Source organism: Cobetia sp. cqz5-12, from assembly GCF_016495405.1.
Lineage (GTDB): Bacteria > Pseudomonadota > Gammaproteobacteria > Pseudomonadales > Halomonadaceae > Cobetia.
The window spans coordinates 1,554,103-1,569,300 of sequence record NZ_CP044522.1; the positions used below are offsets into that span (position 1 = coordinate 1,554,103).

General features: G+C 59.1%; 11 protein-coding genes. 6 read left to right on the forward strand and 5 right to left on the reverse strand.

The features are described 5' to 3' along the window. The first annotated feature begins 119 nt into the window (after positions 1-119). The 4 genes from F8A90_RS06705 (at position 120) to iolG (ending at position 5,242) form a co-directional block, all read left to right on the forward strand. Complete coding sequence (locus F8A90_RS06705) at positions 120-1,322, forward strand: Gfo/Idh/MocA family protein (RefSeq protein ID WP_088743401.1); 1,203 nt, start codon at positions 120-122, stop codon at positions 1,320-1,322. Between the two features lie 140 nt (positions 1,323-1,462). Continuing rightward, entirely contained in the window at positions 1,463-2,371 is a 909-nt protein-coding gene (locus F8A90_RS06710; protein ID WP_200019473.1) for a TIM barrel protein, read from the forward strand. A 163-nt stretch (positions 2,372-2,534) separates the two neighbouring features. After that, a complete protein-coding gene (locus tag F8A90_RS06715) occupies positions 2,535-4,040 on the forward strand; it encodes a sugar porter family MFS transporter (RefSeq protein ID WP_200019474.1) in 1,506 nt (501 codons plus the stop codon). A 206-nt stretch (positions 4,041-4,246) separates the two neighbouring features. Next, a complete protein-coding gene (gene iolG, locus F8A90_RS06720; protein WP_200019475.1) occupies positions 4,247-5,242 on the forward strand; it encodes an inositol 2-dehydrogenase in 996 nt (331 codons plus the stop codon). A gap of 118 nt (positions 5,243-5,360) precedes the next feature. Here the strand turns inward: iolG and F8A90_RS17555 are convergent, their stop codons facing one another. The 5 genes from F8A90_RS17555 to F8A90_RS06740 form a co-directional block, all read right to left on the reverse strand. Further along, positions 5,361-5,489, reverse strand: a complete 129-nt coding sequence (locus F8A90_RS17555; protein WP_233593508.1) for a putative transporter small subunit — start codon at positions 5,487-5,489, stop codon at positions 5,361-5,363. A gap of 40 nt (positions 5,490-5,529) precedes the next feature. Beyond that, complete coding sequence (locus tag F8A90_RS06725) at positions 5,530-7,233, reverse strand: sodium:solute symporter family protein (RefSeq protein ID WP_200019476.1); 1,704 nt, start codon at positions 7,231-7,233, stop codon at positions 5,530-5,532. 826 nt (positions 7,234-8,059) lie between these two features. Next, positions 8,060-9,682, reverse strand: coding sequence for a BCCT family transporter (locus F8A90_RS06730; protein WP_200019477.1), 1,623 nt, complete (start codon positions 9,680-9,682; stop codon positions 8,060-8,062). 313 nt (positions 9,683-9,995) lie between these two features. Further along, positions 9,996-11,606, reverse strand: coding sequence for a BCCT family transporter (locus F8A90_RS06735; protein WP_200019478.1), 1,611 nt, complete (start codon positions 11,604-11,606; stop codon positions 9,996-9,998). 207 nt (positions 11,607-11,813) lie between these two features. Then, positions 11,814-12,731: a LysR substrate-binding domain-containing protein gene (locus tag F8A90_RS06740; RefSeq protein ID WP_200019479.1), complete on the reverse strand. Its 918-nt coding sequence runs from the start codon at positions 12,729-12,731 to the stop codon at positions 11,814-11,816. A gap of 98 nt (positions 12,732-12,829) precedes the next feature. Between F8A90_RS06740 and F8A90_RS06745 the strand changes: the two genes are divergently transcribed. After that, positions 12,830-13,735, forward strand: a complete 906-nt coding sequence (locus tag F8A90_RS06745) for a HalD/BesD family halogenase (protein WP_325096944.1) — start codon at positions 12,830-12,832, stop codon at positions 13,733-13,735. 86 nt (positions 13,736-13,821) lie between these two features. Next, positions 13,822-15,078 carry a M24 family metallopeptidase gene (locus F8A90_RS06750; protein WP_200019480.1) on the forward strand — a complete coding sequence of 419 codons (1,257 nt, stop codon included), beginning with the start codon at positions 13,822-13,824 and terminating at the stop codon, positions 15,076-15,078. Positions 15,079-15,198: the final 120 nt, after the last annotated feature.

A 15,198-nucleotide genomic window follows, 5' to 3' on the forward strand; every position in this document is an offset into this window, starting at 1 on the left:
CGGAGCTTTGATTCTGCGTGATTCGTGAGGCCTGGCGCACACCGCAACGGGCCTCATGAACACCTCTGCAATGACAGCGCCAATCATCAGCACCCATGCATTTGCCAGGAGAATCTCTGATGTTCAATGAAGAACACAATCTCGCGCCGCTGCGCTGGGCCATGGTCGGTGGTGGCCGTGGCAGTGAAATCGGCCACGCCCATCGTGCTGCTGCCCATCGTGACAACTTGTTCCAGCTGGTCGCCGGTGCCTTCGATCTCGACGCGGAACGCGGTCGTGAATTCGGCACCAACCTGGGGCTCGATCCAGAGCGTTGCTACCCGGATTACGCCAGCCTGTTCGAGGCCGAAGCTGCCCGCGACGATGGCATTCAGGCCGTCAGCATCGCCACACCCAACAGTACTCACCATGCCATCAGCCTGGCGGCGCTCAAGGCTGGCCTGCATGTGATCTGTGAAAAGCCGGTGACCTTCACGGTTGCCGAGGCTGAGGAGCTCAAGGCTGAAGCACAGGCGCGCGGTCTGGTCTTCGGTGTCATGTATGGCTACAGCGGCTATCAGATGTTGCATCAGGCACGTGCCATGGTGCAGTCCGGTGAGCTGGGGCAGGTGCGCATGGTCAACATGCAATTTGCCCATGGCTTCCATAGCCAGCCGGTCGAACAGGTCAGCAGCGGCGCCAAGTGGCGTACCAGTCCTGCCGTTTCCGGGCCGACTTATGTGCTGGGGGATCTCGGGACGCACATCTTCTATGCCGGCCAGTTCATCACCGGACTCAAGGTCGAACGCCTGATGTGCCACCGCCAAAGCTTCGTGGCCTCGCGGGCGCCGCTGGAAGACAACGCCCAGGTGTTGCTCCAGTACCAGAACGGCGCGGTGGGGTCACTGTGGGCCAGTGCGGTGAATGCGGGATCCATGCATCAGCAGAAGATTCGTGTGGTGGGAGAGAAGGCCAGTATCGAATGGTGGGATGAATATCCCAACCAGCTGCGCTACGAGGTCCAGGGCGAACCGGTACGGATTCTGGAACGTGGCATGGGCTATCTGGCCGAGGGCGACAACGCCGTGAACAGCAATCGCATCGGCGGCGGCCACGCGGAAGGCTTCTTCGAATCCTGGGCCAATGTCTATCACCGTTATGCCCTCGCCATGCAGGGCGCTGAAGCACGCCGGAATGGCACAGGTACTCAACACCTTGGCCTGTCGGAGCAGGAGCTGGAGTCTCTCTGGTTCCCCAATATCGATGCAGGCATCGAAGGCGTGCGGTTGCTGGAGTGCTGTGTGGAATCCTCTGACAACGAGAATCGCTGGGTCGCGTTCTGATCTGACTGCGACATCAGGAGCGCCTCATGCCGGCTCCACCGTTGCCACTCGGTCGGCACCCGATGTGAGGCCTCATTTCCACGTCACTGACGATGGTCATCCCGAAAGACAACGACAACGCCAAGAAGAAGGACATCATCATGCACATCAAACTTTCCAACGCACCGTGTTCCTGGGGTATCGAGTTCGCCGACAATCCCGCCAATCCCAGCTGGCAGACCGTGCTCGACGAAATCGCCGGCGCCGGTTTCAAGGCGACGGAGCTTGGCCCGCTCAATTACCTGCCGACCGAGCAGGCCGCACTGGCGTCCGCGTTGGACAGTCGAGGGCTCGAGCTGATCGCCGGTACCATCTTCAAGCATCTGCACGATGCGTCACGCCGTCAGGAAATCCTGGATTACACCCGCGCGACCTGTGAAGTGCTCAAGCCGCAGCAGGGCAACTACATGGTCATCATCGACCATGTCAGCTCGCCACGCACCGATGAAGCCGGCCAGCAGGAAACCGCGACCCGTCTCGACGATGCGCAGTGGAACGAGATGATGGTCACTATCCGTCAGGTGGCGGAAATCTGTCAGGAATATGCGGTCACACCGGTGCTGCATCCGCATGCCGGCACCTACATCGAGTATCGCGATGAAGTGGACCGTGCGATGGCTGAGCTGGACTCTGACCTGGTCAAGCTGTGCATCGATACCGGGCACTGCACCTATGCAGGCATCGATCCGGCGGAACTGATTCGCACCTACGGCGAGCGCGTCGCCTATATCCACTTCAAGGATATTCAGGCCCCGGTGCTGGAGAACGTCGTCAAGGATGGCATCGACTTCTATACCGCCATCGGCCAAGGGGTGTTCTGCCCACTGGGCCAGGGCTGTGTCGATTTTGATGCGGTCCGTGAGAGCCTGGAATCCATCGGCTATCAAGGCTGGATCACCGTCGAGCAGGACGTGGACCCGACCAAGGACAACAGCGCGCTGGAAAATGCCCGCGAAAGTCGTGAATTCATCGAACGCAGCATTTTGGAAAAAGGGCTGGCGGAAGCCTGATCCGCAAGAAGCCCTGTCGTCATCACGCCAGAAGACGGCAGGGCATGAAACGTAAGCAATGACTTGTCTCGCCAGCGTGGTCTGTCACAGGCCATGGATGCACGAGCCACATCTGCCTCAGCAGTTCTCGTAATACTATAACAATCGATCACGAGAGGTCGTCATGCCCACTTCACACCCCGGTAGCGACACCGCTACCCCCTCAGCATCCACCAATCCCTCCTCACCCGACATTCAAGAAAAGCTGACACCAGTGCAGCTTGTCTTCCTGATCAAGATCATTCTGGTGGCTGCCCTGGGCGGCCTGTTGTTCGGTTATGACACGGGGGTCATCTCCGGGGCCATCGGGCCGATCGCAGAATATTTCGACCTGTCCGCCGCAGAGAAGGGTTGGGCGGTCTCCTCGGTGGTCATCGGCTGCATCGGTGGCGCCCTCATCGCCGGTCGCCTGTCCATCGCTTATGGTCGCAAGGCCGTGTTCATGCTGTCAGCCGTGATGTTCACGGCTTCCGCGTTGGGCTCTGGCCTGGCGGGCTCCTTCGATGCTTATATCTGGTGGCGGATCCTGGGGGGACTGGCGGTCGGAATGGCCAGCGTTATGGCACCGATGTACATCTCCGAGATGTCACCGGGCTACATGCGTGGGCGCACCGTCAGCCTGTTCCAGCAATCCGTGGTCTTTGGCCAGATGGTGGTGTTCTTCGTGAACTACTTCATCGCCAAGGGCATGGCCGAGACATGGATCCTGAATCATGGCTGGCGCTGGATGCTGGGATCGGAAGCCATCATCTCGATCCTGTTCGCAGTACTGATTCCCTTCGTGCCGGAATCCCCGCGCTGGCTGGTGTTGAAAGGACGTCTGGATGATGCGCGGCGGGTACTGGCGCGCTTCTATCACGCCGATGCCATCGAGCGCACCCTGGGCGAGATCCAGAAATCCTTCCAGCACAACGAGAGCAAACGCCACGCGTCTCTGCGTACCAAGGGGATGCTGGGGCTGGTGGCAATCGGGGTTTTCATCGCTGCGGCTCAGCAACTGACCGGCATCAATGTGGTGATGTACTACGCCCCGGATGTGTTGTCCGCTGTCACTTCCAGCAATGAAGATGCCCTGTTCCAGACCTCGATCATGGGCGTCACCTTCGTCGCCGGTAACCTGCTGGGCATGCTGCTGATAGACAAGGTCGGGCGTCGTCCGCTGTTGATTGCGGGGAGCCTTGGCAGCATCGTCGGCATGACATTCCTGGGCGTCGTGATCGGCAATGGCGAACCGGGCATCAGCGCCTTGATCGCCCTGATCGTCTATGTCGTCTCGTTTGCCATCTCCTGGGGCTGTGTCTGCTGGACACTGGTCTCCGAGATATTCCCCAATGCCATCCGCGCACGCGCCATGTCACTGGCCGTTGCCGCACAGTGGCTGCTCGGCTTCATCGTCACCCAGACCTTCCCGATGATGCGCCAGAGCGACTTCCTCAATGAACTCGTCGGTGGTGGATTCAGCTTCTGGCTCTACGCTGTCCTGACCTTCATAAGCTTGATGATCGTGCTGCGCTACGTGCCGGAAACCAAGGGCAAGACCCTGGAGGAGCTGGAAGGCATCACCGGGACTCGTCTCAGCAAGCGTCGTCGCCGGTTGGCGCGTCAAGGCTTGCCGCTGACAACGGAATAATGCTGTTATCGAGTATCGTTCTTTGGGAACCACGATGATCAATGTCTCTGTCTGCTGCATGTGTTGCGGGCAGAGACTGGTTTGTGAATGAAGCTGGAGCAAGCCGCATGAGGCAGGCTTAGCCTTGAAGAGGGCAACAGGTAAAGCCCTGTTGCCTTGCGCGCATTCATTCCAACGACACCAAATGCCATGAAAGGATTCTGGATATGAAGATTGCTCTACTGGGTGCAGGGCGCATCGGCCGTGTGCATGCCCGCGCCATCACCGAGCATCCGACAGCGCAGCTTGTCTGCATCAGTGATGCCTACGCGCCGGCCGCCGAGACACTGGCCGCTGAATACTCGGTACCGGTACTGTCGGCTGATGATGTCTTTGCCTCACAAGACATAGACGCAGTATTGATCGCTTCATCGACGCCGACGCATTCCGGTTTCCTGGAGAGAGCGGTACGCGCTGGCAAGGCGGTCCTCTGCGAGAAGCCGATCGATCTGGACCTTGAACGCACTCGTGAGTGTCTCGCTGTGCTGGCCGAGCATCCAGTGACCTGTGCTCTGGGTTTCAATCGTCGTCATGATCCGCAATTCACGGCGCTCAAGCAGGCGGTAACTGAGGGGCGTATCGGCGAGCTGGAAATGATCGCCATCACCAGCCGGGACCCGGAACCGCCGCCCGCTGAGTATATTGCCGCATCTGGTGGGATCTTCCGCGACATGAGTATCCATGACCTGGACATGGCGGCCTGGCTGCTGGGAGAGCCGATCACTGAGATCTCGGTGACGGGCAGCTGCCTGGTGGACCCTGCCATCGGGGAAGCGGGAGATCTGGACAGTGTCTTGATCAGCCTCAAGAGTGTTTCAGGCAAGCTTGCGAGCATCAGCAACTCGCGGCGTGCCTGTTACGGCTATGATCAGCGCATTGAGGTCTTTGGCAGCAAGGGCATGCTGGAAGCCCGCAACGAGACGGATACACGGCTGCGCTTTACCGGTGAGCAGGGGGTAGTGGAAGAGCGGCCCAAGTGGTTCTTCCTGGAGCGCTATGCCCAGGCATTCGGACGCGAAGTGGCAGATTTCGTCTCGGCCTGGCAGGACAAGCGTGCACCGTTGGCAGGTGCTCAGGATGGCTTGGCGGCACTTGAGCTGGCGGAAGCCGCGCTCATTTCCTGGCGCGAGGGTCGCCGCGTGCTGCTCAGCGAGATTCGGTGAGCTTTTGGCACCTTGATGACCGATCAGGTGAGGCCGTACCCACTGCATGCAAAAGCCCGCCTCTGGACATTCCAGAGGCGGGCTTTTGCGTTCATGGCGTCACATTACGCCAGGAGCTTCATACCAGTTCGCGGTTTTCTTGCCGTGCACTGCGACGATCACGTGCGACCGCGCGACAGATGACGATCAATACCGCCAGAGTGAGTACTGGCCATACCAGCACATAGGTGGCAAATAGCAATGTCATGTGTGTTGTCTCCGTGTTCTGTCTCGGACGTTATCCAGAATCATGCGCCGGTAGAGGCAGCGGGCTGAGTCTGGATCGGTGTTGTCGTATCACGATCGCCTGAGTCGAGGGCTTCGTCATAGTTGCCGACACGTTCGGTGATGGTGTCGAAATCGAAGCGTTCCTTGCGGCTGGCGAGGCTCATGACCACACACACCAGGGTGCTGGTACCGTAAGCGGTCAGCGAGGCGAGCAGCACGGTGTAATCGCGCAGGAAGCCGGTCGCGAAGATCAGCATGGCGATCATGGCGATGACGCCGGCGATGATGCCTAGCGTGCGGCCGAGGAAGCCAAACACCATCAGGCCGATGATCACGCCACCGCCGATGCTGGCGAGCAGTTCGAAGAACAGCCCGCTCATGCCCGTCAGCGGGACAAGCTCAAAGCGTGCCAGGCAGAACGTCACCATCGCGACGAGGACGGATGTGGTGAAAGCGGTATTGGTCACCCGGTTCCAGAAGCAGCTGGCGATCACCGGGAAGACGATCGCGCCCCACAGTGCCCCGACGAAGACCAGCATCACCAGGATATCCAGTGAGAAGCTGGCGAAGACGATGCCCAGCACCGTGGCGATGATCATGGTCAAGCGACCGATGAAGAGCATACGTTTCGGGTCGGGCTTGCCGCGGGCGATATTCTTGCCATAGACATCGGCCATGATGATGGCGGACAGCGCGGAAAGGTCGGAATCCGCGGTGGAGGACAGCGAACCGATCACCAGAATGAAAAACAGCGCGATGAAGAACGGTGGCAGATACTCGGACACCATCTGCGGGATGAGGTTGTTCATGTCGCCGTTGAGCGGCTCCACCCCGAGTGTCAGTGCCATCAGGCCAATCATGCCCAAGCCGATGACGATGGCACCGTAGCCCAGCGTCGCGGTCAGGAAGGTCGGCTTGATGTGGTCTTCGTTGACGGCGAACAGGCGCTGGGAAATGGTCTGGTTCCCGATGGCATAGGCCAGTACCGCAACGAAGAAGGGCGCGCCCTGATTCAGTATGGCATCCGTCGAGAAGAAGTTGGCCTGTTCTGGCGTCAGATTGTCCAGACCTGCGACCAGCTCCGTCGGGCCACCCATCGCGAAGAACACTGCCGGGATGATCACGATGGCGATTGCCATCAGGGCAACCAGTTGCGCGAAGTCGGTCAGTACCGAGGCGCGGAAGCCGGACCACAGGGTATAGAACAGCACCCCGACGCCTGCCATGATCACGCCCGCCTGGAAGGAGAGCGGTGAGAGCACTGAGACGAGTGCCCCGGCAGCGGTGAAGTTGACCATCAGGCTGATCACGCTACCCAACAGGTTCGAGAGCGCCAGAATCAGCTGACTGGAGGAGCCATGACGTGCGTGGATCAGTTCGCCCAGCGTATGCGCATTGGGCGCCAGCTTGCGGAAGCGGCGACCGAAGGGATAGATGAACAGGATCATCAGGGCGCCCCACAGGCCGTAGTGGATCGGGCCTGACACACCATAGGTATAGCCGGAGGTAGCGGCAGCATAGAAGGAGGCTGCCCAGATCCAGGTGGCCGTCATGCTTGCCGCGCCCATGCCGAAGCCAACGCGATGGTTGGAGACCATGAAGGCATCGGCATCTTCATTTTTCTTACGGATCCCCAGCGTCATCAGATAGGTGCCGCCATAGAAGGCAAGCAGCAGCAGTACGACAGTCAGGGTAGAGAATTGATATAGCGATTCGTTGTTCAAGAACTGGCCCTCGGTAGGGAAACAGGGCGCTACGCAACGCAGTTGCCCGAGGGCAAACGGTTGTCGATAGCGACGAGTAAGGAGGGGAAGGTTCTTAGCCGTGGACGTAGTTCTGCGTCATTTGCTCAAGCAAATGGCATCCAGCGCAGCACGTGGGCCGCGTCATCAATAATCGGCAAACTCGGTCAATGAAGACGGAGTTGGTGGCACTTCCCGGTCAGGCGGGAATTTGGGGGAGGGCGGCGTGGCATGCATCTGCCTTCATCGGAATAATGATGTCGCATACGCGTCCTTGTTATTGGTCAAGCCTTGCAAGGGCGCTGATATGAGTTGTTGGTCAGCCCCGAGCTTGGCAAAACAGTGTTTTTATATTGTCTCGTTATCAAATTCGTTTGCAACGATAAATTATGCGCATGTCAATGTCCACACCCTTGGGGGAGAAGCTTGCCTTTCATTCACGTCAACGGTGGTTGGACGAGAGAGGGGCGACGACATCCAGTTGCACGACACATGGCAGAGCATCGTGGAAGACATGAATTATTATATAAATAAACTCGCTCAGTATTATCTTTAATTATTTATTGGCACTTATGGGTTGCGTCAGCAAGTCGAATAAATCGTTGTCATTACGATATGCGTATGACTTTTTCAGTACTTCAGCAAGAGACTTGCTCAATGTCTCGGGCTCAACTGACTCGGTTTGGAAGAGGACATTGACTCATGGGAGAGCGAGTCTTCGCCACGTTCTACCCACAGTAAAACGCCCTGTCCGGAGACAGGGCGTTATCAACATGCCCTAGGCAGGCATGCTTGGGCAGGGCAATACTTACCGAGAGCTTTCTGCCGACTTGCGAGTGCTCTCCCAGCGCAGGTGCGCTTCTGGAGAATAGCTACGTGACGGCGTGTGCTCGAGACCGATCTTGGCGGTACCGATCGACACCAGACGCAGCAGGGACGCCGTGGCGGCAATCACGATGAACAGCGCCGGCACACCGCCGAGGTTGGAAAGCATCTTGATGCCATCAATCCCCACGAAGGCGGTCATGATCCAGGCGACGGCGCCGATGGTGCAGCCCCAGATGATCTTCATGAGCAGACGATCATTGGTGTTCTCGTCGCTGTCTCCGGCCATGGCAGCCTGGCTGTCGGTGCTGCACAGCTGACTGATCGCTTCGGTATTGGAGTCTGCTGCCGTCACGAAGGACAGGAAGGCGATGATCAGGAAGACGGCGCTGACCAGGGTGCTCATCGGCAGTTCATCAAACAGGGCATAGATGACGGAGCCTGCACCGGACTCATTCAGCAGTTGGTAAAGCGCCCCGCCACTTTGCATGTCGAACTGGATAGTGGAGCTTGCGAAGACGCTCACATAGGTGATCGAGAACAGTGCCGGCGCGACCAGGTTGATCAGCATGAACTGTCGCACGGTATAGCCACGGGAAATCTTGCCCAGGAACAGGGCGGAAATCGGTGCCCACGCCATCCAGTTGGCCCAGTAGAAGATACTCCAGCTCTTCGGCCACGGGTCACCATCAAAGGCACCGGTGAACAGGCTTTTCTGCATGAAATTGTTGAAATACTCGCCAGCCGCTTCCGTGCCGTAGCCGAGAATGGTCTGGGTCGGGCCACACAGGAAGACAAAGGCCATGAAGACGAAGAAGGCCTTGGCATTGATGGCAGATAGACGCGCAATGCCTTTCTGCAGACCACTGGCCGCGGATGCGGTAAAGCAGGCCACGATGGCCAGAGTCACCAGTGCCAGCATCAATGGGCCAGTGCCTGTGCCCAGAAAGCGATCCAGCCCGCCGGCCAGTGTCATGGCACCGGTGCCCAATGATGAAGCCATGCCACAGACCAGTGCAAACAGCGCCAGTGCATCCAGCGCACGGCCTTTGCGACCGATCAGGCGATCACCCAGCAGCGGCACGAAGAGCGTGCCGAGCGAGAACGGCTTGCCAAGGTTGTAATGCATCAGAGCGAACAGCAATGCCGGGACGGTATAGATCGCATAGGGCGTGAATGACCAGTGAAGGAACATGGTCGAGAGCGCGAATCTGGCAGCCTCAGGCGTATTGGCAACCACATCGAGTGAACCCGGTGGAGTATGCAGGTGATAGAGCGGTTCCGCGGTTGACCAGAACATGATGCCGACGGCCAGGGTGGTACATAGCGTGATGGAAAACCAGCGCCAGGGTGTCAGAATCCGCGTGGCATTTTCACCTCCGATCCGGGTTCTGCCCAGTGGAGACAGGTAGGTGATCAAGCATGTCACCACCATCGCCAATGCCGTAATCGAGAACAGCCAACCGAACTTGTTGAGTACCCAGTCATTCAAGGCTGTCGTGGTGGCGAGGAATCCTTCGAGATTGATGAGGCTTGCTGCCACCGCGACCATCAACAGGATGAACGGTGGCCAGAAGACCAAGGGGCGGATGGAAGAGCCAAACATACGTATTCCTATAATTTCTTGTGAGGCTGCGGATCCTAACCCATAAATTTCTGTTTTGTCAGCGTTGAGATTCGCTCATCAACGGCGTATATACGCGCGCGTTCATGTAATGCGCTGGCGGGATTTGCAGAAAGTTCTGCCAAAAATGGGTTCAGAGGTGCGCTCGTTCGGAACATCACGCGGGCTGAATGGCCCACGACACAGTGCGGGCCATGACACTCAAGGAGAAACCACGACACCCCCGCGCCGAAAGGCGACGGGGGTGTCGTGGTTTCTCCTTGAGGACTGCAGTATCACGCCATCTCGAGCTGGCTCAGCTGGACCGGGAAGATTGCCAACGCTGATGCGCTTCTGCCGAATAACTGCGTGACGGCGTATGCTCGAGACCGATCTTGGCAGTCCCGATCGAGACCAGACGTATCAGAGACGCCGTGGCACCGATCACGATGAACAGCGCCGGCACGCCGCCGAGATTGGAGAGCATCTTGATGCCGTCGATGCCGACGAAGGAAGTCATGATCCAGGCGACGGCGCCGATGGTCGAGCCCCAGATGATCTTCATCATCAGTCGCCCCTTGCTGCGGTCTTCGCTTTCGTTGCCTGCCAGAGCCTCCTGGCTATCCGAGCTGCAGAGTTGGCTGATGGCGTCGGTATTGGAGTCGGCCGCTGTCACGAAGGACAGGAAGGCGATGACCAGGAAGATCCCCCCCACCAGAGAGCTCATCGGTAGCTCATCGAAGAGTGCGTAGATCACCGAGCCCGCGCCGGAGTCCGAGAGAATGCCATACAGGGCGCCGCCAGTTTCCATATCCAGCTTGATCGTGGTGCTGCTGAACACCGCGACATAGATGATCGAGAAGAGCGAGGGCGCCACCATGTTGATCAGCATGAACTGCCGCACGGTATAACCGCGTGAGATCTTGCCCAGGAACAGGGCGGAAATCGGTGCCCATGCCATCCAGTTGGCCCAGTAGAAGATGGTCCAGCTCTGTGGCCAGGGGTCATTGTCGAAGGCCCCGGTGAACAGATTCTTGCTCATGAAGTTGGTGAAGTATTCGCCAGCCGCTTCCGTGCCGTAGCCCAGGATGGTCAGCGTCGGACCGAAGGCGAACACGAAGATTAGGAAGGCGAAGAAAGCCTTGGCGTTGATGGCGGACAGGCGTGCGATGCCTTTTTGCAGACCACTGGCCGCCGAAGCGGTGAAACACAGCACGATTGCGAGGGTGACGATGCCCAGCATCAGCGGACCCGAGCCAGTACCGAGGAAGCGGTCGATGCCGCCTGCCAGGGTCATGGCCCCTGTGCCGAGGGACGACGCCATGCCACAGACCAGGGCGAAGAGCGCAAGTGCATCGAGCGCACGTCCCTTGCGACCGATCAGCCGATCTCCCAGCAGTGGCACGAACAGGGTCCCGAGGGAGAAGGGCTTGCCGAGGTTGTAATGCATCAGGGCAAAGATCAGTGCAGGGACGGTGTAGATCGCATAGGGCGTGAACGACCAATGCAGGAACATGGTCGAGAGCGCGAACCGCGCGGCTTCCGGGCTATTGGCGGCAATGTCCAGCGAGGTGGGCGGCGAGTGCAGATGATAAAGCGGCTCTGCGGTCGACCAGAACATGATGCCCACGGCCAGCGTGGTGCATAACGTGATGGAGAACCAACGCCATGGGGACAACAGTCGCGTCGCGTTCTCGCCGCCGATACGGGTGCGGCCCAGTGGCGAAAGATAGGCGATGAGGCAGGCCACCACCATGCTGAGCGCCGTGATGGAAAACAACCAGCCGAACTTGCTGAGTACCTGGTTGTTGAGATTGGTGGTGACAGCCAGAAAGCTGTCGAGATCGATCAAGCTCGCCAATACGGAGGCGAACAGCAGAATGAAAGGGGGCCAGAAGACCAGTGGGCGCACGGATGCTCCGAACATGTGAGTTTCCTCGTTCTTGTTGTCGTGTCTTGCGATGTTGCCGGGGAGGGTGCCAGTCGATCAGGGGCATGCAGTGAACTGCCGTGCAGCGTATTGCAGTGGAGAGCGGAAAATCTTCCATCCTGTCGCAGGCAGAATGTCAGAGGTCGTAACGGAGATAGTAAAAACGCCCGTATAAGCAGCAAGACCGGTGATCATGATGAGGACTCATCGCGCCTGAGGTTTTTCTCGCAACAATTCGCGAATCATCTCTGCACAGGTATCGAATATCGGGTGCGTCAGGCTGGGAGAGCGATGGAGTTCGATCTCGGCCGTGGGCAGCGTTGGCAGGCCCATATCCTCACCCAGTTCATACCAGTCTTCAGGCAACGAGCGTCGATCTGCCACCGTGATGGCATGACCCTGATTGACGATGACTCTCAAGCCGCTGGGGCTCTGACTGGTGGAATCGATACGCCAGTTGCGTTCGGCCTGCGTCAGGGCGGACAAGGCCCGTTCGCGATAGATGCATTGATCGGGGAACAGTGCCAATGGCAGCGGAGCGCAGGGATCCAGCACGAAGCGTTGATGCGCCGCCCACACCACAGGCTCGCGAGACAGCAATTCCCCTTGGCGTTGTGGGTTGTGACTGACCGCGATGACCAGATCCAGCTGCCCTGCATCGAGCTGTTCCAGCAGTTCCGTGGACATCCGGCAGTGGATGTGTGGCCGGATCTGGGGATGATGCTCACTGATCTGTGCCAGTAGCTGCGGCAGCCAGGTGGTGGCGTAGTCCTCCGGCAAGCCGAGGCGCAACGTGATCGGGTGGTCGTTTTCACCGAGGGCAGCCACGGCTTCACGCTGCAATTGCAGGATGCGGCGTGCGTAGCGCAGAAAGGTTCGACCGGCATCGGTCAATTCCATATGACGACTGGTGCGTATCAGCAGTCGGTAGCCGAGTCGTTCCTCGAGGGTGCTGATGCGCAGGCTGACGGTGGACTGGGTGCGGTGCAGGTGCCGCGACGCCTGAGTGAAGCTCCCGCTGTCGGCCACCGTCACGAATGCCAGCAGCAGATCCGTATCCAGCGATGGCAAGGGGCGAGGGGCGTCTGTGCTTGATGTATCGGGTTTTCCGATGGATTTCATTGGAATGACTCGTTTCTCAAATGCATGGATTCTGGCCAGCATAGTGCCTGACCCACGAGCTGTCTTGTCCCCCAGCCCCACGACGCGAGGATATCTCCGTGACTGACCTGACTACCGCGATGCCCCCACCATTGGCCGATGCCGAGGCCGTCGATCTCTCTGCGCTGATCGATACCGAGCGTTACCCCCTGCATGACCCCCGATCTCCCGTGCTCGAGGCCACGATCGCCAAGGCGCGAGAAGATCTCGAGCGTGAGGGATGCGCCGTATTGAGAGGTTTTCTGCGTCCGGAGCGCCTGGCGCAGATGCAGGCGGAAACGGCTCGCCTCGCCGAGCGTGCGTTCTTCAACACTCGCGAGGTGAATGCCTATTTCACGGCCGATGACGACCGCTTGCCCCAACAGGATCCGCGTCGCTTGTTCATGACCCGTACCAGTGGCTTCGTGACGCGCGACATGATTCCTGCCGATAGCCTGATGCAGCGACTGTATGTCTCGCAGGCCATGAAGCAACTGGTGTCGGCCTGTCTGGGGCGTGAGCGGGTGTACGAGTATGCCGACCCCTTTGCCGGGCTCGTGCTCAACGTGCTGCCAGAGGGCACCGAGCAACCCTGGCACTACGACACCAACGAATTCATCGTCACCATGATGACCCAACGGCCCGAGAGCGGTGGTCAGTTCGAGTATTGCCCCGGCATCCGCACCCCCAACGATGAACACTACGCTGCCGTGGGCGAAGTGATCCGGGGAGAGTCACGTGAAGCGGTGAAGACCCTGAGTCTCAACCCGGGGGATCTGCAGTTGTTCAAGGGGCGGTTCAGTCTGCACCGCGTCACGCAGGTCTCGGGTGAGGTTCCCCGACTGACGGCGATCTTCGCCTATTCCGAAACGCCGGGAGTGGTGGGGCGACTGGAGCGCACGCGCCAGCTGTATGGGCGCGTCTCGGAGCAGCACATTCTGGCGGAAGCTCGATACGTCCAGCGCGCCGACGGTCTGCTCGACTGATCGATGTCCGGTATTCCCGTGACGCCTTCTCAACTTGCATGCGCCTTTTGGGCGCTTGATCGAACACTTCCCACAGGGCATCCCACATGAAAATGGACCTGACGGCGATGGGCATCCTCGCTCCGACCCATGCACTGGAAGACTGCGAACCGACGTCGGAAGAGATTGCGCAGATCCAATGTGACCGACTTGCGCGTGTTCGCCAGGAGCTGGCCCGACGCGATATCACGGCGGCAGTCCTGTTCGACCCGGCACATGTCCGCTATGCCACCGGGTCTCGCAACATGCAGGTATACAGTTCGCGCAATCCCGCCCGCTACGTATTCGTCCCCGCCGCAGGGCCGGTCGTGTTGTTCGAGTTCTCGGGATGCGAACACCTGGCCAGCCATCTACCGACCGTGGACGAGATTCGCCCGGCCAAGGCGATTTCCTATTACTTCAACGAGAAGAATACACAAGCCGTCACCAGAGCCTGGGCGGATGAAATCATCGATCTGGTGCGTCAGTGCGGCGGAGGTGAGCGGATCGCCATCGAGAGCGCGACCGCGGAAGCCGCTTTCATGCTCGAGCAGCGAGGCTATCAGGTGCTGGATGCTCAGGAGCCCCTTGAGCAGGCGCGAGCCTTCAAGGTGCCCAATGAGATAAAGATGATTCGCTCCTCGCTGAGAGCGGTCGAGGAGGGAGTGCGCAAACTGGAGGCCTCCATACGGCCTGGGGTCACCGAAAATCACGTCTGGTCCCGACTGCATCAGCACATTATCGAGACAGACGCCGACTTCATCGAGACACGTCTCATGAATTCCGGGCCGCGCACCAATCCTTGGTTCCAGGAATGTTCCGACCGGATCATCCAGGCGGGAGAACTGGTCGCGCTGGATACCGATGTGGTCGGGCGTTACGGGTACTACGCGGATTTCTCGAGAACCTTCCTGTGTGGCACGGGTGAGGCCAGTGCCGAGCAGAAATCGCTCTATCGCATGGCGTATGACCAGATCCAGACCAACATGGAAAATCTCAAGCCGGGGGTCAGCTTCAAGGAATACGCCGAACGTGCCTGGCGAATCCCTCCCGCCTATCGCGCGCGTCGTTACTTTGCCCTGGCGCATGGTGTCGGGATGAACGGTGAGTATCCCTACATCGTTCATCGCGAGGATATCGAGGACAAGGGCTACGACGGCATCCTCCAGCCGGGAATGACACTATGCGTGGAGAGCTATATCGGACATGAGTCCGGCGGCGAAGGCGTCAAGCTCGAAGAGCAGCTGTACATTCGTGACGATGGTCAGGTGGAACTGTTGTCGGACTATCCCTTCGATGAGCGCCTGCTGAGCCAGGCTGTCTGAGTCAGGCCGGTTGAGCCGGCCACGGGTAGCTTGCCGACGCGCATCGGCATTACGCGGCATGGCGGCTTTGGTAACATGAGGACAATTGTGCGGGTGGCTGTCAGCGACGGTCACCCGCTT

Excerpts from the sequence above, each read along its gene's own strand:
- F8A90_RS06705 (WP_088743401.1), top strand. The coding sequence starts at position 120 with ATGTTCAATGAAGAACACAATCTCGCGCCGCTGCGCTGGGCCATGGTC.
- F8A90_RS06710 (WP_200019473.1), top strand. The coding sequence starts at position 1,463 with ATGCACATCAAACTTTCCAACGCACCGTGTTCCTGGGGTATCGAGTTC.
- F8A90_RS06715 (WP_200019474.1), top strand. The coding sequence starts at position 2,535 with ATGCCCACTTCACACCCCGGTAGCGACACCGCTACCCCCTCAGCATCC.
- iolG (WP_200019475.1), top strand. The coding sequence starts at position 4,247 with ATGAAGATTGCTCTACTGGGTGCAGGGCGCATCGGCCGTGTGCATGCC.
- F8A90_RS17555 (WP_233593508.1), bottom strand. The coding sequence starts at position 5,489 with ATGACATTGCTATTTGCCACCTATGTGCTGGTATGGCCAGTACTCACT.
- F8A90_RS06730 (WP_200019477.1), bottom strand. The coding sequence starts at position 9,682 with ATGTTTGGCTCTTCCATCCGCCCCTTGGTCTTCTGGCCACCGTTCATC.
- F8A90_RS06735 (WP_200019478.1), bottom strand. The coding sequence starts at position 11,606 with ATGTTCGGAGCATCCGTGCGCCCACTGGTCTTCTGGCCCCCTTTCATT.
- F8A90_RS06740 (WP_200019479.1), bottom strand. The coding sequence starts at position 12,731 with ATGAAATCCATCGGAAAACCCGATACATCAAGCACAGACGCCCCTCGC.
- F8A90_RS06750 (WP_200019480.1), top strand. The coding sequence starts at position 13,822 with ATGAAAATGGACCTGACGGCGATGGGCATCCTCGCTCCGACCCATGCA.